The following is a 17,391-nucleotide window of genomic DNA, read 5'->3' as shown; positions in this document are numbered from 1 at the left end:
GACCCGCGGCCGAACCTTTGGACGAACTTTGTTCGGCCGATCCCCTCGATCAGCGGCAACAGGCTGTCCTGGAGCTTTCCGAACGTGTACGGCGCACGGACTTCCGTAAAAATCTTGTGGGGTGTCTCTTGAGCGAGATTGGTTTTAGGGTAAGGAACCAAAACAGGGCTATCCAGATTGATAGCCGATTCCGGAATCATTGCCTGCTGAGTCAAGGCCGGGTCGTTCCGGCGACCAGCGGCGAGTTCGGCAACATAAAATACACCGACGTCCCTATGCCTCAATCGAGCACGCCGCAGATAGTTGCGATCAGAGGCAACAATCCAACCTTTTACGTCATGAATGGGCAGTACGTCAGGATTTTTTCTGTAACCAATACCGGCGCCCCCCAAGGCTTTGCTGACTACTACATCTTCGGCACGCCGAACAGCGATGAGGGCGGCAAGCCCGGGATGCGTATCCGGAACAGGCACACTGGGGAGACCGTCTACAACTCGCTGCGCAAGTACATCCGGATTCTGAACAGCTCAGCTCTTCCGGGAGCAAACACCGGCAGCATACCAGTTGGGCGAAAGTGCGCTCTGATCCAGAACACGCGAGGGTATGGAGCAAGGAAGCAGAGGACAGGCCCAAACGGCACTATCGTTATCGAGGACGTCAAGTCGACGTTCATCATCACGCCGACCGACAACACCTGGGAGCATAGGAGCGGGATCGTGGCGAACATCAACCGCCCGTGGGATGGTCAGGGATTCGCCGAGTACAACTTCTCCCAGTTTCAGGCCAGCGTAACAATCATCGACGTCACCGGTTACTGATTCGCTAACCAACACATACCCTTGATGCACCATAACCCGCTATACGCGGTTTTTTTATTGCCTGGAGAAAACACAATGCCGATCACCGAGCAGCAGTTGCTGCAGATCGTTCCCCAAGCCCGCCAAGTTGCGGGCTTTTTTGTGCCTGGAGTTTGACCATGACTATTCAGAACGCCCGCGGCGTCCGCAACCGCAACCCGGGAAACATCGACTACAACCCCCGCAACGACTGGCAAGGCCAACTCGGCAAGGAGCCGAACAGCCGGTTCGCTGTCTTCGACACTGCCGAGAACGGCATCCGTGCCCTGGGCAGGCTGCTGCTCAACTACCGCGGCAAGGATGGCATGCCCGGGGTCGGCGGCCCAGGCATCGACACCCCTCGCGAGTTCATCACCCGCTGGGCGCCTGGGAACGAGAACGACACCGAGGCCTACATCGCCGCAATCGCTAAGCGCCTAGGCGTGAAGGCGAACGATGCGATCGACATCAAGAACCCGGCGACCCTGCGCGCCGTGATGCTCGGGATCATCGTGCATGAGAACGGCGGCAACCCTTACCCGGATGCCGTGTTCGAGGAAGGCCTGCGCAGGGCCTTGAAGTGAGCGCCGGCGCCTGGCGGGCGGTTGGCATTCTGCTGGCCGTCGTCCTGGTGTTGGCCGCCGGTGCCGTCCTGGGAGCCTGGATGACCTCCAGGCATTACCGGCCGCAGCTCGACACTGCCCTGGGCGATCTGGCCGTGGCAAAGGCTGGCCGCAACAACCTGGAAGCCCTGGCGGGTGAGCAGGGCCGGAAGCTGGGCGACCTGGTACTGGCAGGCCAGGAGCGCGAGCGCCGCGCCGCCCAGGCCCAGGCTGATGCCAAGGAGCTGGCCCAGCACGACTACTCCGTGGCGAATCGTCTCCTGCAGGAACGTACCGGCGGTGACCCGGCGCCGGCCGCGGAATTGATCATTGATCAGGAGTTGGGGTTATGAAGTGGTTGCTGCTGGGAATTGTGGTTGCGCTGGCGGGGTGTGCGGCGCGGGAGCCCGAGGTGCGCACCGTTCGCGTGGAGGTGCCTGTGCAAGTGCCGTGCAAGGCGCCAGTGGTGCCTATGCCAGCCTGGGCCACTGGCAGCCTCAAGAAGACCGATAGCTTGGAACTGAAGGTGCGGGCGCTGCTGGCAGAGCGCCGGCAGCGGATCGGATACGAGAGACAACTGGAGGCGGCGGTTTTCGCTTGCCAATAGCGCGGCATCCCATAACAGCGTTGGTCGGCGATCTCAGCAGCCAGCGCGCATTTTCAACGGACCACCTTCGAGCGACTCGAGAGCCAACAGGAACCGTCCCCTGAACAAGCGAGAGTCGAAATGAGTACACCAATTTTTCCATGGATGGGCGGCAAGCGCCGCATGGCCAAACACATTCTCCCGGAGTTTCCTGACCATGATTGCTACGTCGAACCGTTTTGCGGTGGTGCGGCGCTGTTCTTCATGAAGGATCCTAGCCGGGTCGAGGTGATCAACGATTATGACGGTGAGGTCGTCAACCTCTACCGAGTAGTGGCCAACCACCTCGATGAGTTTGTCCGCCAGTTTCGCTGGTCCCTGGTCAGTCGAAAGATGTTCGAGTGGGCCAATATCCAGGCGGTGCCGGCGCTGACCGATATTCAGCGGGCAGCCCGATTCTTCTACCTGCAACAGTTGTGTTTTGGGGCGAAGCCGACAGGCAGAACCTTTGGCACAGCCACTACTGCACCGCCAAAGCTGAACCTTCTGCGGATCGAGGAAAAGCTCAGCGAAGCGCACTTACGGCTGGCCCGCACTACCATTGAGCACCTGGATTGGAAGGCCTGCATCAAGCGCTATGACCGAAAGCACACCCTGTTTTATCTCGACCCGCCGTATTGGGAGATGGCCGGCTATGAGGCAGGTGTATTCAGTTTCGACCAATACCAGGATATGGCCGACCTGGCTCGCTCAATTAGCGGACGGATGGTTATCTCGATCAATGACCATCCTCAGATTAGGGATGTGTTTGCAGGCCTTCGCCTGAAGGTAGTGCCGTTCCGGCATGGTGTGGGTGGCAAGGGAGGAAAGGCAGTAAACGAGCTCGTCTACTTCAACTGGTAGTCGAATCACGCCTTGTGGTTAAAGACAAAGGCCGCCTTTAGGGTGGATTTTTGTTTGTCTCAGTGGCCCGGGGCTTTATTAGTTCCGGGCCTTGATTTCTGACGTTTCCGACGAAAGGACTCACTTTAAACCACTCGAAGGCCTCGGCGGGCTCGCCATGGTGCAGGGCCATCTGTTCGGCGCGCTCTTTGGGCGTTGCCGGGTCGAGCCATTCCCGGGTCAGGTCCGGGGCCAGGACCACCGGGCGGCGGTCGTGGACATCGACCATGCCGCCCTGGGCATTGGCGGTGATGATCACAAAGCCGTCGTGCTCGCCCTGGTTTGGGGCTGGAAGCTGTCCGATAGACGCGCAGAGAATCGGCGAGCCGTCGCGATGCCGAATCAGGTAGGGCTGCTTTTTCGGGCCGCCTTCGTCCACCCATTCGAACCAGTTATCGATTGGGCATATGGCTCGGTGTGGCCAGATCTGGCGGAAGAAAGGCCCATGGGCCACTTTCTCGACCCGGGCATTGATCGGTGCAGCACGATCTGTGGCCCAGTGCGGTCGCCATCCCCAGCGCACGGCGTCGGCATGCAAGGCCTCGCTGGCGACATGAAGGAGGGCGAGTTGCATTGTCGGCGCCGCGTTGTAGCGCCCCAGGGGCTGATCACCGACGTTATTGATCAGGGCCCCGGGCATGCTCAGGGCTGCGACGAAGTCGTGAATGCCGCGATATTGTGAGAGTCGTCCGCACATAGGCATTTCTCCCGGCAGAGGAGAAAGCATAGATCACGGAACGGGGTCGCTCGTAGTCATGCCCCAGGTAGGCACCGACCCGTTCCAGCGCTTGTTGTTTTCTTTCGACACGCACTCAGCATGCGCGCGATTTGCATCTTGCCTGGCCGCATCACGCTCTGCCCTGATCGCATCGATCTGCGCGTTAAGTTCCTGGTTGATCTCGACGAGCTTGGCGATGCTCTGCCGGCATGCAGCCAGGGCCTGCTGCATTTGTTCGCACTCAGCAGTTACAAGCAGCACATGCTGCCTCAACATTTCTTCATGCGTGGGGATGCCCAGCCAATCTGCTGTGTCGTCTTCGGTGTGCACGGTACTACCTCGATCCAGGTGCTGTATGTGCATACAGTAATCGAGGCTTGGACGGGGCGCGATTTGCGCCGACGAACTGTAGGGGGGGAGGGGGTGCAGCTGGGTCGGCAGAACGCCGGGGGCGGTCTACAGCAGTATGCGCAATCGACATATTGCGGTTGCAGTAGATTGAGGCGAAAGCATCTCAAAAAGAACAAAGTATTCGGACGCGTCCAAAAATGCTTGAGCTAGGTCGACGTGGTGAGGTCAGGAGTAAAATCCACCAGACACAAAAAAGCCCTGATAAATCAGGGCTTTCTCGTTGAGATTTGGCGGAGGCGTAGAGATTCGAACTCTAGGACCTGTTACAGTCGGCGGTTTTCAAGACCGCTGCCTTAAACCACTCGGCCACACCTCCAGATCGCATTGCGGGCGCCATAATACCCGAATGAAACACACTGTCAAACTCTCTGCGTCGCGAGTTACAGAGCCTCTGTTATCATCCATGCCACTAAATGTTTCCCCCAACAGGAGTGTCGCCATGCGCGAACAGGATTACGCAGTTAACAACGGCGTGCAGGCCGAGCAGCTAGAGGTTAGCCGCGTCCTGCGCAACACTTACGGCCTGCTGGCCCTGACCCTCGCGTTCAGTGGAGTGATGGCCTATGTGGCACAGCAGATGCGTGTCGGTTATCCGAACATCTTCGTGGTGCTGATCGGCTTCTACGGTCTGTTCTTCCTCACCAACAAACTCCGTGACTCGGCCTGGGGCCTGGTGTCGGCTTTCGCCTTGACCGGTTTCATGGGCTTTCTGCTCGGCCCGATTCTCAACCGCTACCTGGGCATGCAGGGCGGCGCCGAAGTGGTCAGTTCAGCCTTTGCCATGACGGCACTGGTGTTCGGCGGTCTGTCGGCCTATGTGTTGATCACCCGCAAGGACATGAGCTTCCTCGGCGGCTTCATCACCGCCGGTTTCTTCGTCCTGATGGGCGCCGTGCTGGCCAGCCTGTTCTTCCAGATCAGCGGCCTGCAACTGGCGATCAGCGCCGGCTTCGTGCTGTTCTCCTCGGTGTGCATCCTGTTCCAGACCAGCGCCATCATCCACGGCGGCGAACGTAACTACATCATGGCCACCATCAGCCTGTATGTATCGATCTACAACCTGTTCGTCAGCCTGCTGCAACTGTTCGGCATCATGGGGCGCGATGACTGATCCCAGGCGCTAAGCCAACAAGAAGCCCGCATCGGCGGGCTTTTTGTTGCCCAGGTTTTCTTTGGCTGTCCAGCTTTTCGACGCGCTCATACCTGTAGCTGTGCGGTAGTCAGTAGATGGGAGATGGCCAGTGCGCTTTCATTTCGCGACTTTGGAGGGCCTGCAAGGTATTTTTTCGGACCTGGAAAGCTGTCCGGACCGCTGCCTATTCCAGAGGCGGCAGGCGCCGTTTGATCGGCGATTTCTTGACAATCGCGGTGTTGGTTTCGGCGTAGTGATTGAGGTGGTCCAGCAGGCTGTCCAGTTGTTCCATGGAGCGCACCTGGAGACGGGCAATGAAGCAGTCGTCGCCGGTGACCTTGTCGCATTCGGTGAACTCGGCAATCGCCAGGATCTGCCGTTCGACCTCCTGCAATTTGCCCGGCAAGGGGCGGATGCGGACGATGGCCTGCAATTGGTAACCGAGAAACCTGGGGTCGATCTCCAGGGTATAGGCGCTGATGACTCCGCGTTCTTCCAGCCGGCGCAAGCGCTCCGAGACGCTGGGAGCGGACAGCCCGCTGATCTGCGCCAGGGCTTTGAGGGAGCGTCGCGAGTCCTGCATCAGGGCACTGATCAGGGTTTGGTCGATGGCATCCAGCATGGCGATCTCGTTAGGTGAATGGGCTCTTTGGCCTTGATAAAAAAGGTCTGAATCGATTCTAGCCCAGGTTTTGATCTGGCGATGGGCTCTGCTGGCTGGGCATAATTTGCCCACTTGCAAAGGAGCCTGATGATGGATGCACAAACCCGACGCGGATCATTGGAAATGACCGCTGCCATGCTGATTTCCGGAACCATTGGCTGGTTCGTCCTGGTGTCCGGGCAACCGGTGCTGGATGTGGTGTTCTGGCGGTGCCTGTTCGGCGCCGGGACCTTGCTGCTGATTTGTGGAGCTTTCGGCTTTTTGCGTAAGAACATTCTGAGCAAGCGCGCCTTGATCCTCGCGGTGCTCAGTGGCGTGGCCATTGTCGGCAACTGGGTGCTGCTGTTCGGTTCCTACTCCCGGGCTTCGATCGCCATCGGCACCGCGGTGTACAACGTTCAGCCGTTCATCCTGGTGGCCCTCGGGGCGTTGTTCCTGGGAGAAAAGATCACCCCGCAGAAGCTGTTCTGGCTGGGCCTGTCGTTCGCCGGAATGCTGGCCATCGTCAGTGCCCACGGCAGCCAGGGCGAGGAGGGTGGCGACTATCTGTTGGGCATTGCCCTGGCTCTGGGCGCGGCGGCGCTGTACGCCTTTGCCGCGCTGCTGATCAAGCGCCTGAGTGGCACGCCGCCGCACCTGATCGCCCTGATCCAGGTCTGCACCGGGGTGCTGTTGCTGGCGCCCTGGGCCAACCTCGGCGCGCCACCCCAGCAGGCCAGCGCCTGGGTCAGCCTGCTGACCCTGGGCATTCTCCATACTGGGGTGATGTACGTGCTGCTGTACGGGGCGATCCAGAAACTGCCGACGGCCCTGACTGGCGCCTTGTCGTTCATCTACCCGATTGCGGCGATCCTGGTCGACTGGGTGGCCTTCGGGCACCGCCTGGGGCTGCTGCAATGGGTGGGCGTGGGGGCGATCCTGCTGGCCGCGGCCGGCATGCAGCAGGGCTGGACCCTCAAGCGCCGGCGCAGCGTTTTGCAGTAGGCGCTACAGGTTCTGACGGGGGCCTGCAATAGGCTCCCCCGGGCCTGACCGGGGCCCTGGCATGGGCCCTGTACCGGTCGGCGCCTGGCCTTGACAGGCCAACCCGCAGGGCTAGATTTTACCCTGCGCTGAGGCTTTTCCAGCGCACTTGCCCCTTGATCCAGGCCCCTGGGCATCCTGCCCTGGCGCGCCTCGGTCACCCGCAACCACCGGTTCGCGTCGTGCAGCGCCGGGCCGGCCCTGGAGCGCTCATGAGTACTCGACGCAAGGTTCCCGGAATCCGCAACTACGATGGTCCTGCCGGTGGCTGGGGCGCGCTCAAGGCCACTGCGACCGCGGTGCGCGAGCAGATGGACACCCTCAAGGCGCCGCTGACCCTGATGCGCACCAACCAGCCCGACGGCTTCGACTGCCCGGGCTGCGCCTGGCCGGACAAGGAGCACAAGTCGACCTTCCAGTTCTGTGAAAACGGCGCCAAGGCGGTGACCTGGGAGGCCACCAACAAGCGGGTCACCCCGGCGTTCTTCGCCCAGCATCCGGTGACCTCATTGCTGCAGCGTTCGGACTACGAACTCGAAGACCTCGGGCGCCTGACCGAGCCCCTGGTCTACGACCGCGCCAGCGACACCTTCAAGCCTGTGGCATGGCAGGACGCCTTTGCCCGCATCGGCGAGATCCTGCGCAGCCTGCAACCCGAGCAGGTGGAGTTCTACACCTCCGGCCGCGCGTCCAACGAAGCGGCCTACCTGTACCAGCTGTTCGCCCGGGAATACGGCTGCAACAACTTTCCCGACTGCTCCAACATGTGCCACGAGCCCACCAGCGTCGGCCTGCCGCGGTCCATTGGCATCGGCAAGGGCACGGTGTCGCTGGAGGACTTCGACCTCTGCGAGCTGATCATCTCCATTGGCCACAACCCCGGCACCAACCACCCGCGGATGATGGGCACGCTGCATGAAGCTTCGCGACGCAAGGTGCCGATCATGGTCTTCAACCCTTTGCGCGAGCGCGCCCTGGAGCGTTTCGCCGACCCGCAGAACATGGTGGAGATGGCCACCTACGGCTCCACCCGCATCGCCTCGTCGTACTTCCAGGTCAAGGCCGGCGGCGACGCGGCGGCGATCAAGGGCATCATGAAGGCCCTGCTGGCCCTGGAGGACAGCCTCGGACAAGTCCTCGACAAGGCGTTCATCGCCGAGCACACCCTGGGCTTCGAGGCCCTGGTGGCGGATCTGCACGCCACCGCCTGGGGGGACATCGAACAGGCCAGCGGCCTGCACCAGGCGGACCTGGAAATGGTCGCCGCGGCCTACGCCAAGTCCAATGCCACCATCGTCACCTACGGCATGGGCATCACCCAGCACAACGAAGGTACCGCCAATGTGCGGCTGATCTGCGACCTGCTGATGCTGCGGGGCAACCTGGGCAAGCCGGGGGCGGGGATCTGCCCGTTGCGCGGCCACTCCAACGTGCAGGGCAACCGCACCGTGGGCATTACCGAGAAGCCTTCCCCGGCCTTTCTCGACAAGCTGCAGCAGACCTTCGGCTTCACTCCGCCGGCGCATCACGGTCACGATGCGGTGCAAGCCATGCAGGCGATGATCGCCGGCAGCGCCAAGGCCCTGCTGTGCCTGGGGGGCAACTTTGCCGTGGCCCTGCCGGACCCGGGCCAGTGCTTCCCGGCCATGGGCAAGCTGGACCTGAGCGTGCACATCGCCACCAAGCTCAACCGCAGCCACCTGCTGGTGGCCCGGGAAACCTTCCTCTTTCCCTGCCTGGGCCGTACCGAGCTGGATTTGCAGGACGGCCTGCGTCAGGCGATCACCGTCGAAGACTCGATGTCCATGGTGCACGCCTCCGCCGGCAAGCTGGCGCCGGCCTCCGAGTTTTTGCTGTCGGAACCGGCGATCGTCGCCGGCATGGCCCGGGCCACCCTGCCAGGCAGCCGCGTGCCCTGGCTGGAGCTGGTGGCCGACTACGACAAGATCCGCGACCTGATCGAACAGACCGTGCCCGGCTTTGACGACTACAACGCCCGCATTCGCGTACCGGGTGGTTTCCGCATGCCCCTGGCGGCAGCTGAGCGGCAGTGGCTGACGCCCTCGGGCAAGGCTGAATTCTTCGTCTTTCCCGGGCTGCATGAGGACAAGGAAGTGGACGGCGCCGATGTGCTGCGGCTGATCACCCTACGCAGCCACGACCAGTACAACACCACCATCTACGCCCTGGACGACCGCTATCGCGGGGTGTTCGGCCGCCGCGACGTACTGTTCATCAGCCCGGCGGACCTGGCCGCCCGGGGCCTGGCCCATGGCGACCTGGTGGACATCGAAACGGTGATCGGCGGGCGCCGGCTGCGCTACGAGAAGATCACCGCCATCGAATACAAGATCGCCAATGGCACGGTGGGCGCCTACTACCCCGAAGCCAACCGCCTGGTGCCCCTGGACTACCTGGACGTGGACAGCGGCACACCGTCCTACAAATCGGTGCCGGTGCGAGTATTGCGCTCAAGCCCCGCTTGAACGGAGCCACACCGCCTCGCGACTCGTGTAGCCGCTGCCGCAGGCTGCGCACGGTCGCGTAGCGGCCGCGACGATCCGGAAAACGCTGATGGCCGGCGGTAGATCGCCAAGCAAGGTCCTGCGGTCCTTTGCGCAGCCTCGCAGGCTCGGCAGCGGCTACAGGGTCGTGCGCTGTGCGAGGCCAGAGATGCTTGATGGCCCGGGGATTTGGTGAATGGGAGGGCGGCACTTTCCAGGGGGAGCAATCTCCCTTGCCACGGCCACAATCTGCTATTTTCCTGTCGGTGATTTTTCCGACCGCAGCCTGTGGAACCCATGATGACCCAGCCGTCCTCCCTGGCCGAGCGCAAGCCCGAGCCCCAAGCCATCTGCAATCCCATCACCCGTAGCGCGATCTTCATCGTCGCCACCCTGGCGCCCGGCGCCGCTGCCGCGCAAACCGTGCGCGACTGGTGCGCCGATATCGCCGCCTTGACCCGTTCGGTGGGCAAGCGTGTCCCGGGGGGCAATCTGTCCTGTGTCTGCGGTTTTGGCTCCAGCGCCTGGGACCGCTTGTTCGGTGGCCCGCGCCCGGCGTCGCTGCACCCGTTCATCGAGGTGGGCGTGGAGGGGCGCCGCGCGCCATCGACTCCCGGCGACCTGCTGCTGCACATCCGTGCCGAGCAGATGGACCTGTGCTTCGAGTTGGCCACGCAGTTGCTCAAGCCCCTGGGGGATTCGATCAAGGTGGTGGACGAGGTCCAGGGCTTCCGCTATTTCGACATGCGCAGCATGGTCGGCTTCGTCGACGGCACCGAGAACCCGGAAGGCCGCGAGGCGGTGGATTTCACCCTGGTGGGGGACGAGGACCCGCAGTTCTGCAATGGCAGCTACGTGCTGGTGCAGAAGTACCTGCACAACATGACCGCCTGGAACGAACTGACGGTGGAGGCCCAGGAGCGCATCATCGGCCGCACCAAACTGTCGGATATCGAACTCGACGATGCAGTGAAACCCAGCTGCTCACACAGCTCCCTGACCACCCTGGAAGAGAACGGCGAGGAGGTGAAGATCCTGCGCGACAACATGCCGTTCGGCCGCCCGGGCGCCGGGGAATTCGGCACCTATTTCATCGGTTACGCCCGCTCGCCACGGCCGGTGGAGCAGATGCTGGAGAACATGTTCGTCGGCCGCCCTGCAGGCAACTATGATCGCCTGCTGGACTTCAGCACCGCGGTCACCGGCGGGCTGTTCTTCGTGCCCTCCGCCGACCTGCTGGAAGACCTGGCCGAGCGCGCACCCACCGGCCTGTAGGCGCAAAAAAACCGGCCCGCTATTGCGGGCCGGGGTTGCAGGCGTTATCGCCCCTGCTCAGTGGCTGTGCATGCCGGCGGCTTGCATCAGCAGCCGCAACGCGCCGGCCACCAGCCCCAGGCCCACCACACTGGCCAGCCAGATACCCCCCATCCACAGCAACCGCTGCCAGGTGGATGCCGGCCGCGGCGGCCGCGTCGATAGCCTATCCATGGGCCAGCTCCAGCATCAGCGCGCTACTGCAGGCGAGCATCAGCAGTGCGCCGATGAACAGCAGGCTCAGTTGCGCCACAGCCTTGTGCCAGGGCAGGGGTGTTGCTCGATCAATGGTAGCCATCGCCAATCCTCACTTTGCCGCGGAACACGTAGTAGCTCCAGCAGGTGTACATCAGGATGACCGGCAGGATGAACAGGGTGCCGATCAGGATGAACAGCTGGCTGGACAGCGGTGAAGCCGCCTCCCACAGGCTGATGGACGGCGGCACTATGTTCGGCCAGATGCTGAACGCCAGGCCGATGTAGCCGAGGAACACCAGCACCAGGGTGAACACGAACGGCCAGTGGGAATGGTGCTGGCGCAAAGTGCCCAGGAGCCCGAACAGTGCCGCCAGCCCCAGCACCAGCAGGGCGCCGAAGATCACGATATGGGCATGGCTGAACCAGCGGTTGGCGATCTCCGGGTGCAGCAGCGCGGTCCACACGCAGAGCACCGCCACCACCGCGGTCAGCGCGAACGCCAGGGGCCGGGTGTAGTGGCGCATGCGCGCTTCCAGCATGCCTTCGGTCTTTACCAGCAGCCAGGTGCTGCCCAGCAGCGCATAGGCCACGATCAGCCCCAGGCCGCAGAACAGCGGGAAGGGCGCCAGCCAGTCCAGAGTGCCGCCGGCGAACTGCCGATCGACCACCGGGATGCCGCTGATATAGGTGCCGATCACGATGCCCTGGCACAGGGTCGCCAGCAGCGAGCCGCCGATGAACGCCCAATCCCAGATGTGCCGTTTCTCGGGGCTAGCCTTGAAGCGGAACTCGAAGGCCACGCCGCGGAAGATCAGCCCTGCCAGCATGAAGATCAGCGGCAGGTACAGGGCCTCCAGAATCACCGAATAGGCCAGGGGAAAGGCGCCGTACAGCGCCGCGCCACCGAGGATCAGCCAGGTCTCGTTACCGTCCCACACCGGGGCCACGGTGTTCATCATCACGTCCCGCTCCCGGGCATCGGGGATCAGCGGAAAGAGGATCCCCAGCCCCAGGTCGAAGCCGTCCATGATCACGTACATCATCACCCCGAAGGCGATGATCACGCCCCAGATCAATGACAGGTCTATGCCTTGAATCGTCATGTTGGTTGCCCTTGTTTCAGAGGTGGTGGTCGCCGGTGGCGAAGGTCTCGGGGATGGCCGACAGCGGCCGGCGCGGAGTCGGCTCCTGGCCGGGCGCAGTGCTGGGCGGATGCTCGTGGTGGGGCTGCGGGCCTTTGCGCACCAGCTTCATCATGTAGCCGATGCCCACGGCGAACACCGAGAAGTAGATCACCACGAACAGCGCCAGGGAGATGCTCAGTTGCGCCACGCTGTGGTTGGAGGCGGCGTCGCTGGTGCGCAGCAGGCCGTACACCACCCAGGGCTGGCGCCCGACTTCGGTGGTGATCCAGCCCGCCAGCAGGGCGATCAGGCCGCTGGGGCCCATCCACAGCACCAGGCGCAGGAACAGGCGGTTGCGGTACAGCCCGTCGTTGCGTCGCAGCAGCAGGCCCAGCAACCCGGTGAGGATCATCAACATGCCCAGGCCGGCCATGATGCGGAAGCTGAAGAACACAATGGCCGAGTTGGGCCGGTCTTCCTTGGGGAAGCTCTTGAGCGCCGGGATCTGCTTATCCAGGCTGTGGGTCAGGATCAGGCTGCCCAGGTAGGGCACTTCCACGGCGTAGTCGGTTTTCTCGCCGTCCATGTTGGGAATACCGAACAGCACCAGGGGCGAGGGTTCGCTGCCGTGGTTTTCCCAGTGGCCTTCGATGGCGGCGATCTTCGCCGGCTGGTGCTCCAGGGTGTTCAGGCCATGGGCGTCACCGACCACCGCCTGGATCGGTGCCACGATCAGCGCCATCCACAGCGCCATCGACAGCATCTTGCGCACCGGCGGTGTGTCGTTGCCCCGCAGCAGGTGCCAGGCGGCGCTCGATCCGACGAAGAACGCCGTGGCGACGAATGCGGCAATCGCCATGTGCATCAGGCGGAAGGGGAAGGACGGGTTGAAGACGATCGCCAGCCAGTCCATGGGCATGATCCGCCCATCGACGATGGAGAAGCCCTGGGGCGTCTGCATCCAGCTGTTGGAGGCGAGGATCCAGAAGGTCGAGATCAGGGTGCCGATGGCCACCATCACCGTGGCGAAAAAGTGCAGCCCGCGACCCACCCGGTTCCAGCCGAACAGCATGACCCCGAGAAAGCCCGCTTCAAGGAAAAACGCGGTCAGCACTTCATAGGTCAGCAGAGGGCCGGTGATACTCCCGGCGAAGTCCGAGAAGCGGCTCCAGTTGGTGCCGAACTCGTAGGCCATGACCAGCCCGGAAACCACGCCCATGCCGAAGTTGACGGCGAAGATCTTCGACCAGAAGTGATACAGGTCCTTGTAGGTGCTGTTGTGGGTCTTGAGCCACAAGCCTTCGAGCACCGCCAGGAAACTGGCCAGGCCGATGGTGATGGCGGGAAAGATGATGTGGAACGAGACCGTGAACGCGAACTGGATGCGCGCCAGGTCGAGTGCCTGTAGATGAAACATGACGAAACCCTCGTAATGGCTGGGGCCCGCGCAGGCGCCTTCCGGCCGCCGTGAACCCAGGTTCGCGGCGTACGCAAAAGGCTGCGCGGGGCAGGCTGGAGCGGCGCCTTGGCCGCTCCGGCCGGGTCAAACGCCGACGGACTGGATCAGGTTGCTGGCCGCCGCCGGCTCCAGGCGGATGGCGATGAACTTGGAGGTCGGCGTGTAGGTGCGGTCGCCGTAGCTTTCCAGGGGCACCAGGGGGTTGGTCTCCGGGTAGTAGGCGGCCGACTGGCCGGCGGGAATGTCGTAGGCGATCAGGGTGAAACCGCTGACCCGGCGTTCCCGGCCGTCATCCCACAGCGACACGATGTCGACTTTCTGCCCCGGCTCGTAGCCCAGCCGGCGGATGTCGTCCTCGTTGGCGAACAGCACCTCGCGCATGCCGTAGACCCCGCGATAGCGGTCGTCCAGGCCATACAGGGTGGTGTTGTACTGGTCGTGGGAGCGCATGGTCTGCAGGATCAGGTCGGGCTTGACCTTGAGCTTGCGTACCCCGGCGCTGACCAGGTGTTCCGGCAGCTCGCTGGGGATGAACCGCGCCTTGCCGGTGGCGGTGTTCCAGCGCCGTTGGCTGGCGTCGTTGCCCAGGTGGAAGCCGCCGGGGTTGAGCAGCTTGAGGTTGAAGTCGGAAAAACCGGGGATGGTGTCGGCGATCAGGTCGCGGATGCGCCCGTAGTCTTCGATCGCCCACAGCCAGTCGATGGGGTGCTGGCCCAGGGTGGCGTTGGCGATGCCGGCGATGATTGCCGGTTCCGAACGCAGGTGCGGCGACTTGGGTTTCAGTTGGCCATGGGAGATGTGCACCATGCTGAAGGTGTCTTCCACGGTGATGCCTTGCGGGCCGTTGGCCTGGATGTCGATATCGGTGCGGCCCAGGCACGGCAGGATCAGTGCCTCGCGCCCGGTCACCAGGTGGCTGCGGTTGAGCTTGGTGGCAATGTGCACAGTGAGCTCGCAGTTGCGCAGGGCGGCGTGGGTACGCGGGGTGTCCGGGGTGGCCTGGGCGAAGTTGCCCCCCAGGCCGATGAACACCTTGGCCCGGCCCTGTTCCATGGCTGAGATCGCCATCACTGTGTTGTGCCCGTGCTCCCGTGGCGGCTTGAAGCCGAAGCGCGCTTCGAGGGCATCCAGCAGCTCGGTGGGCGCCAGTTCGTTGATGCCCATGGTGCGATCGCCCTGCACGTTGCTGTGGCCGCGCACCGGCGACAGGCCGGCGCCGGGACGGCCGATATTGCCCCGCAGCAACAGCACGTTGATCACTTCCTGAATGGTTGGCACCGAGTGGGTGTGCTGGGTCAGGCCCATGGCCCAGCACATGATCGCGCGCTTGGCCTTGCGGTACATGCGCGCGGCCAGCTCGATGTCGGCCAGGCTCAGGCCGGACTGCTCGACGATGTGGTTCCAGGACGTGGCATCGACCTCGGCCAGGTAGCTGTCCAGGCCCGAGGTGTGTTCGGCGATGAAGGCCCGGTCGAACACCGCTTCGCCATTGTTGGCCAGGGCTTCGCGCTCCCAGCGCAGGAGGAACTTGGCGATGCCGCGAAAGGCCGCCATGTCGCCGCCCAGGGCCGGGCGGAAGTAGGCCGAGGAGGTGGGCTCGGAGCCGTTGGTGAGCATCTCCAGCGGGTGCTGGGGATGCTGGAAACGCTCCAGGCCACGCTCCTTGAGGGGGTTGAAGCAGATCACCTGGGCACCGCGTTTCACCGCCTCGCGCAGTGGCTCGAGCATCCGCGGGTGGTTGGTGCCGGGGTTCTGGCCGATGACGAAGATCGCGTCGGCCTGTTCCAGGTCATGGAACACCACCGTGCCCTTGCCCACGCCGACGCTTTCGAACATACCCACGGCACTGGCCTCGTGGCACATGTTGGAGCAGTCGGGGAAGTTGTTGGTGCCATAGGCGCGCACGAACAGTTGGTACAGGTAGGCCGCCTCGTTGCTGGCCCGGCCGGAGGTGTAGAACTCCGCCTGGTTGGGCGAGTCCAGGCCCTTGAGGTGGCTGGCAATCAGCTCGAAGGCCTCGTCCCAGGTGGTTTCCACATAGCGGTCCTGGGTGGCGTCATAGCGCATGGGGTGGGTCAAGCGGCCCTGGTACTCGAGCCAGTAGTCGCTCTGCGCGGCCAGGGCCGAGACCGTGTATTTGTTGAAGAAGGCCGGGTTCACCAGGCGCCCGGTGGCTTCCCAGTTGACCGCCTTGGCGCCGTTCTCGCAGAACTTGACCATGCCGTTTTCCGGCGACTCGCCCCAGGCGCAGCCGGGGCAGTCGAAGCCGCCGTTCTGGTTGGTCTTGAGCATGGCGCGGATGTTCTTGAAGGCGTTCTCGCTGCCCAGCCAGTTCTTGGTCACTGCGATCAGTGCCCCCCAACCGGCGGCCGCCCCCTTGTAGGGTTTGTATCGATCAACTTCGCTCATGATATTTCTCCAATACAGCGCACGCAGGCAACCGGCCGACATTGAATCGATGTCAGTGATTGTTTGACTGCACAGGCTAAATGCGGTTGTTGTGAACTTGTTTGAGTTCGGTATTGCTTATTGGCGTGGAGTAACTTTCAGGGCTCGTTATATGGGCCACGAATAAAGCCTATTCGTCACCCGTGGCCGCTGTCTAATCGCAATTAATGACCGGCTGATCGAAAGCCTCTATCATCGTTAAAAATCTATATATATCAAATAGTTGATTGTTTGTTTCGGTCTTTGTGGGAAGCGATTTCAGGAGCGATAGATTGTATTGATCAGCCAGTTGTTAATAGCGATTGGACGGGGCTTTTAATGGCTTTTAATCTTGCCGCCAATAACACCTTCTGCAGGTGCTTGTGTGGAAGAACTTCAACTAATCGCGATGGATTCCCACCGTCGAAAGAGGCTCGGATGTCAGATCAGGTATTGCTCGATGGCTTCGCTCGGCGGGTCGACTATCTGCGCATGTCGGTGACCGACCGCTGCGATTTCCGCTGTGTGTATTGCATGGCCGAGGACATGCAGTTCCTGCCGCGCCAACGCATTCTTACCCTGGAGGAGCTGTACCAGCTGGCCGAACGTTTCGTGGCCCTGGGCACCCGCAAGATCCGCCTCACTGGCGGCGAGCCGTTGATCCGCCCCGGGGTGGTCCAGCTGTGCCGGGACATTGCCCGGCTGCCCGGGCTGCGGGAGCTGTGCATGACCACCAACGGTTCGCAATTGGGCAAGCTGGCCGCGCCGCTGTTCGACGCCGGGGTCAAGCGCCTGAACATCAGCCTCGACAGCCTGGACCCGACCCTGTTTCGCCAGCTGACCCGCACCGGCGAGCTGGGCCAGGTGGTTGCCGGCATCGACGCGGCGATTGCCGCCGGTTTTGAGCGCACCAAGCTCAACTGTGTGGTGATGAAGGGGCGCAACGACCGGCAGATCAACGAGCTGGTGGCCTTTGCCATCGACCGCGGCCTGGACATCTCCTTTATCGAGGAAATGCCCCTGGGCACCATCAGCGAACACAGCCGCAGCGATGCGTTCTTTTCCAGTGCCCGGGTTCGCGAGCGGATCGCCGAGCGCTACACCCTGATCGAGTCCGCCGAGTCGACCCAGGGCCCGTCGCGCTACTGGCGCCTGGCCGAGGCGCCGCACATCCGCCTGGGGTTCATCTCGCCCCACAGCCACAACTTCTGCGGCACCTGCAACCGCGTGCGCCTGACCGTCGAAGGCCGCTTGCTGCTGTGCCTGGGCAACGAGCACTCGGTGGACCTCAAGGCCGTGCTGCGCGCTCACCCCGGCGATACCGGGCGACTGCAGCGGGCCATAGTCGAGGCGATGAAGCTCAAGCCCTACAGCCATCACTTCGAACTCAACGACGAGGTGCAGGTGGTGCGCTTCATGAACATGACCGGCGGCTGAACCGCTGCTCATCA

At 62.8% G+C, this 17,391-nt stretch carries 18 protein-coding genes and 1 tRNA gene; 10 read left to right on the top strand and 9 right to left on the bottom strand.

Annotated elements, in window-relative coordinates; translation table 11 throughout:
- Nucleotides 1–128: 128 nt before the first annotated feature.
- From ABCR88_RS20780 to ABCR88_RS20760, 5 genes are all read left to right on the top strand, one after another.
- Nucleotides 129–818, top strand: coding sequence for a hypothetical protein (locus ABCR88_RS20780; RefSeq protein ID WP_041118561.1), 690 nt, complete (start codon nucleotides 129–131; stop codon nucleotides 816–818).
- A 164-nt stretch (nucleotides 819–982) separates the two neighbouring features.
- Entirely contained in the window at nucleotides 983–1,420 is a 438-nt protein-coding gene (locus tag ABCR88_RS20775; RefSeq protein WP_350404910.1) for a structural protein P5, read from the top strand.
- Nucleotides 1,417–1,791 (top strand): hypothetical protein, encoded by a 375-nt coding sequence (locus ABCR88_RS20770; protein ID WP_350403353.1) that lies wholly within the window; start codon nucleotides 1,417–1,419, stop codon nucleotides 1,789–1,791. Before ABCR88_RS20775 ends, ABCR88_RS20770 begins: the two co-directional genes overlap by 4 nt.
- Entirely contained in the window at nucleotides 1,788–2,045 is a 258-nt protein-coding gene (locus ABCR88_RS20765; protein WP_350403350.1) for a hypothetical protein, read from the top strand. The genes ABCR88_RS20770 and ABCR88_RS20765 overlap by 4 nt, the downstream gene beginning before the upstream one ends.
- A gap of 120 nt (nucleotides 2,046–2,165) precedes the next feature.
- Complete coding sequence (locus ABCR88_RS20760) at nucleotides 2,166–2,927, top strand: DNA adenine methylase (protein ID WP_350403349.1); 762 nt, start codon at nucleotides 2,166–2,168, stop codon at nucleotides 2,925–2,927.
- A gap of 37 nt (nucleotides 2,928–2,964) precedes the next feature.
- On the opposite strand, the gene ABCR88_RS20755 is transcribed toward ABCR88_RS20760, so the two are convergent.
- The 3 genes from ABCR88_RS20755 to ABCR88_RS20745 form a co-directional block, all read right to left on the bottom strand.
- Nucleotides 2,965–3,663 carry an SOS response-associated peptidase family protein gene (locus tag ABCR88_RS20755; RefSeq protein WP_350403346.1) on the bottom strand — a complete coding sequence of 233 codons (699 nt, stop codon included), beginning with the start codon at nucleotides 3,661–3,663 and terminating at the stop codon, nucleotides 2,965–2,967.
- Between the two features lie 33 nt (nucleotides 3,664–3,696).
- Complete coding sequence (locus ABCR88_RS20750; RefSeq protein ID WP_220222966.1) at nucleotides 3,697–4,014, bottom strand: hypothetical protein; 318 nt, start codon at nucleotides 4,012–4,014, stop codon at nucleotides 3,697–3,699.
- A 309-nt stretch (nucleotides 4,015–4,323) separates the two neighbouring features.
- Nucleotides 4,324–4,411, bottom strand: a tRNA-Ser gene (locus tag ABCR88_RS20745).
- A 123-nt stretch (nucleotides 4,412–4,534) separates the two neighbouring features.
- On the opposite strand from ABCR88_RS20745, the gene ABCR88_RS20740 reads away from it, so the two are divergent.
- Complete coding sequence (locus ABCR88_RS20740; protein ID WP_011062013.1) at nucleotides 4,535–5,206, top strand: Bax inhibitor-1/YccA family protein; 672 nt, start codon at nucleotides 4,535–4,537, stop codon at nucleotides 5,204–5,206.
- A 205-nt stretch (nucleotides 5,207–5,411) separates the two neighbouring features.
- Here ABCR88_RS20740 and ABCR88_RS20735 read toward each other — a convergent pair whose 3' ends face one another.
- Nucleotides 5,412–5,849, bottom strand: a complete 438-nt coding sequence (locus ABCR88_RS20735; protein WP_011062012.1) for an Lrp/AsnC family transcriptional regulator — start codon at nucleotides 5,847–5,849, stop codon at nucleotides 5,412–5,414.
- A gap of 132 nt (nucleotides 5,850–5,981) precedes the next feature.
- Here ABCR88_RS20735 and ABCR88_RS20730 point away from each other — a divergent pair, with 132 nt between their 5' ends.
- The 3 genes from ABCR88_RS20730 to ABCR88_RS20720 all read left to right on the top strand — a co-directional run bounded on the left by ABCR88_RS20730 (nucleotide 5,982) and on the right by ABCR88_RS20720 (nucleotide 10,693).
- Entirely contained in the window at nucleotides 5,982–6,875 is an 894-nt protein-coding gene (locus ABCR88_RS20730) for a DMT family transporter (RefSeq protein ID WP_320334820.1), read from the top strand.
- Between the two features lie 251 nt (nucleotides 6,876–7,126).
- Nucleotides 7,127–9,400: an FdhF/YdeP family oxidoreductase gene (locus tag ABCR88_RS20725; protein WP_041118964.1), complete on the top strand. Its 2,274-nt coding sequence runs from the start codon at nucleotides 7,127–7,129 to the stop codon at nucleotides 9,398–9,400.
- A 318-nt stretch (nucleotides 9,401–9,718) separates the two neighbouring features.
- Entirely contained in the window at nucleotides 9,719–10,693 is a 975-nt protein-coding gene (locus ABCR88_RS20720; RefSeq protein ID WP_015636148.1) for a Dyp-type peroxidase, read from the top strand.
- 57 nt (nucleotides 10,694–10,750) lie between these two features.
- Here ABCR88_RS20720 and ABCR88_RS20715 read toward each other — a convergent pair whose 3' ends face one another.
- The 5 genes from ABCR88_RS20715 to ABCR88_RS20695 all read right to left on the bottom strand — a co-directional run bounded on the left by ABCR88_RS20715 (nucleotide 10,751) and on the right by ABCR88_RS20695 (nucleotide 15,922).
- Nucleotides 10,751–10,906: a DUF2474 domain-containing protein gene (locus ABCR88_RS20715; protein ID WP_232643399.1), complete on the bottom strand. Its 156-nt coding sequence runs from the start codon at nucleotides 10,904–10,906 to the stop codon at nucleotides 10,751–10,753.
- Nucleotides 10,899–11,030 (bottom strand): hypothetical protein, encoded by a 132-nt coding sequence (locus ABCR88_RS20710; RefSeq protein WP_269783766.1) that lies wholly within the window; start codon nucleotides 11,028–11,030, stop codon nucleotides 10,899–10,901. The genes ABCR88_RS20715 and ABCR88_RS20710 overlap by 8 nt, the downstream gene beginning before the upstream one ends.
- On the bottom strand, nucleotides 11,017–12,033 hold the full coding sequence (gene cydB, locus ABCR88_RS20705; protein ID WP_011062007.1) for a cytochrome d ubiquinol oxidase subunit II: 1,017 nt from the start codon (nucleotides 12,031–12,033) through the stop codon (nucleotides 11,017–11,019). Before cydB ends, ABCR88_RS20710 begins: the two co-directional genes overlap by 14 nt.
- A gap of 16 nt (nucleotides 12,034–12,049) precedes the next feature.
- The gene (locus ABCR88_RS20700) at nucleotides 12,050–13,471 is read right to left on the bottom strand and encodes a cytochrome ubiquinol oxidase subunit I (protein ID WP_041118961.1); all 1,422 of its coding nucleotides are present in this window, start codon (nucleotides 13,469–13,471) and stop codon (nucleotides 12,050–12,052) included.
- A 126-nt stretch (nucleotides 13,472–13,597) separates the two neighbouring features.
- The gene (locus tag ABCR88_RS20695; protein ID WP_041118960.1) at nucleotides 13,598–15,922 is read right to left on the bottom strand and encodes an FdhF/YdeP family oxidoreductase; all 2,325 of its coding nucleotides are present in this window, start codon (nucleotides 15,920–15,922) and stop codon (nucleotides 13,598–13,600) included.
- A 456-nt stretch (nucleotides 15,923–16,378) separates the two neighbouring features.
- On the opposite strand from ABCR88_RS20695, the gene moaA reads away from it, so the two are divergent.
- Nucleotides 16,379–17,377 carry a GTP 3',8-cyclase MoaA gene (gene moaA, locus ABCR88_RS20690; RefSeq protein ID WP_041118959.1) on the top strand — a complete coding sequence of 333 codons (999 nt, stop codon included), beginning with the start codon at nucleotides 16,379–16,381 and terminating at the stop codon, nucleotides 17,375–17,377.
- Nucleotides 17,378–17,391: the final 14 nt, after the last annotated feature.

Origin of the sequence: Pseudomonas sp. W17 (assembly GCF_040268305.1) — a bacterium.
GTDB lineage: Bacteria > Pseudomonadota > Gammaproteobacteria > Pseudomonadales > Pseudomonadaceae > Aquipseudomonas > Aquipseudomonas protegens.
The sequence above is the reverse complement of the archived record's forward strand: the minus strand, read 5'-3'. Positions and strand labels throughout refer to the sequence as shown.

What these genes read in the sequence shown, in the direction of transcription:
- ABCR88_RS20765 (WP_350403350.1), top strand. Translation starts at nt 1,788, where the DNA reads ATGAAGTGGTTGCTGCTGGGAATTGTGGTTGCGCTGGCGGGGTGTGCG.
- ABCR88_RS20760 (WP_350403349.1), top strand. Translation starts at nt 2,166, where the DNA reads ATGAGTACACCAATTTTTCCATGGATGGGCGGCAAGCGCCGCATGGCC.
- ABCR88_RS20755 (WP_350403346.1), bottom strand. Translation starts at nt 3,663, where the DNA reads ATGTGCGGACGACTCTCACAATATCGCGGCATTCACGACTTCGTCGCA.
- ABCR88_RS20740 (WP_011062013.1), top strand. Translation starts at nt 4,535, where the DNA reads ATGCGCGAACAGGATTACGCAGTTAACAACGGCGTGCAGGCCGAGCAG.
- ABCR88_RS20735 (WP_011062012.1), bottom strand. Translation starts at nt 5,849, where the DNA reads ATGCTGGATGCCATCGACCAAACCCTGATCAGTGCCCTGATGCAGGAC.
- ABCR88_RS20730 (WP_320334820.1), top strand. Translation starts at nt 5,982, where the DNA reads ATGGATGCACAAACCCGACGCGGATCATTGGAAATGACCGCTGCCATG.
- ABCR88_RS20725 (WP_041118964.1), top strand. Translation starts at nt 7,127, where the DNA reads ATGAGTACTCGACGCAAGGTTCCCGGAATCCGCAACTACGATGGTCCT.
- ABCR88_RS20720 (WP_015636148.1), top strand. Translation starts at nt 9,719, where the DNA reads ATGACCCAGCCGTCCTCCCTGGCCGAGCGCAAGCCCGAGCCCCAAGCC.
- ABCR88_RS20715 (WP_232643399.1), bottom strand. Translation starts at nt 10,906, where the DNA reads ATGGATAGGCTATCGACGCGGCCGCCGCGGCCGGCATCCACCTGGCAG.
- ABCR88_RS20710 (WP_269783766.1), bottom strand. Translation starts at nt 11,030, where the DNA reads ATGGCTACCATTGATCGAGCAACACCCCTGCCCTGGCACAAGGCTGTG.
- cydB (WP_011062007.1), bottom strand. Translation starts at nt 12,033, where the DNA reads ATGACGATTCAAGGCATAGACCTGTCATTGATCTGGGGCGTGATCATC.
- ABCR88_RS20700 (WP_041118961.1), bottom strand. Translation starts at nt 13,471, where the DNA reads ATGTTTCATCTACAGGCACTCGACCTGGCGCGCATCCAGTTCGCGTTC.
- ABCR88_RS20695 (WP_041118960.1), bottom strand. Translation starts at nt 15,922, where the DNA reads ATGAGCGAAGTTGATCGATACAAACCCTACAAGGGGGCGGCCGCCGGT.
- moaA (WP_041118959.1), top strand. Translation starts at nt 16,379, where the DNA reads ATGTCAGATCAGGTATTGCTCGATGGCTTCGCTCGGCGGGTCGACTAT.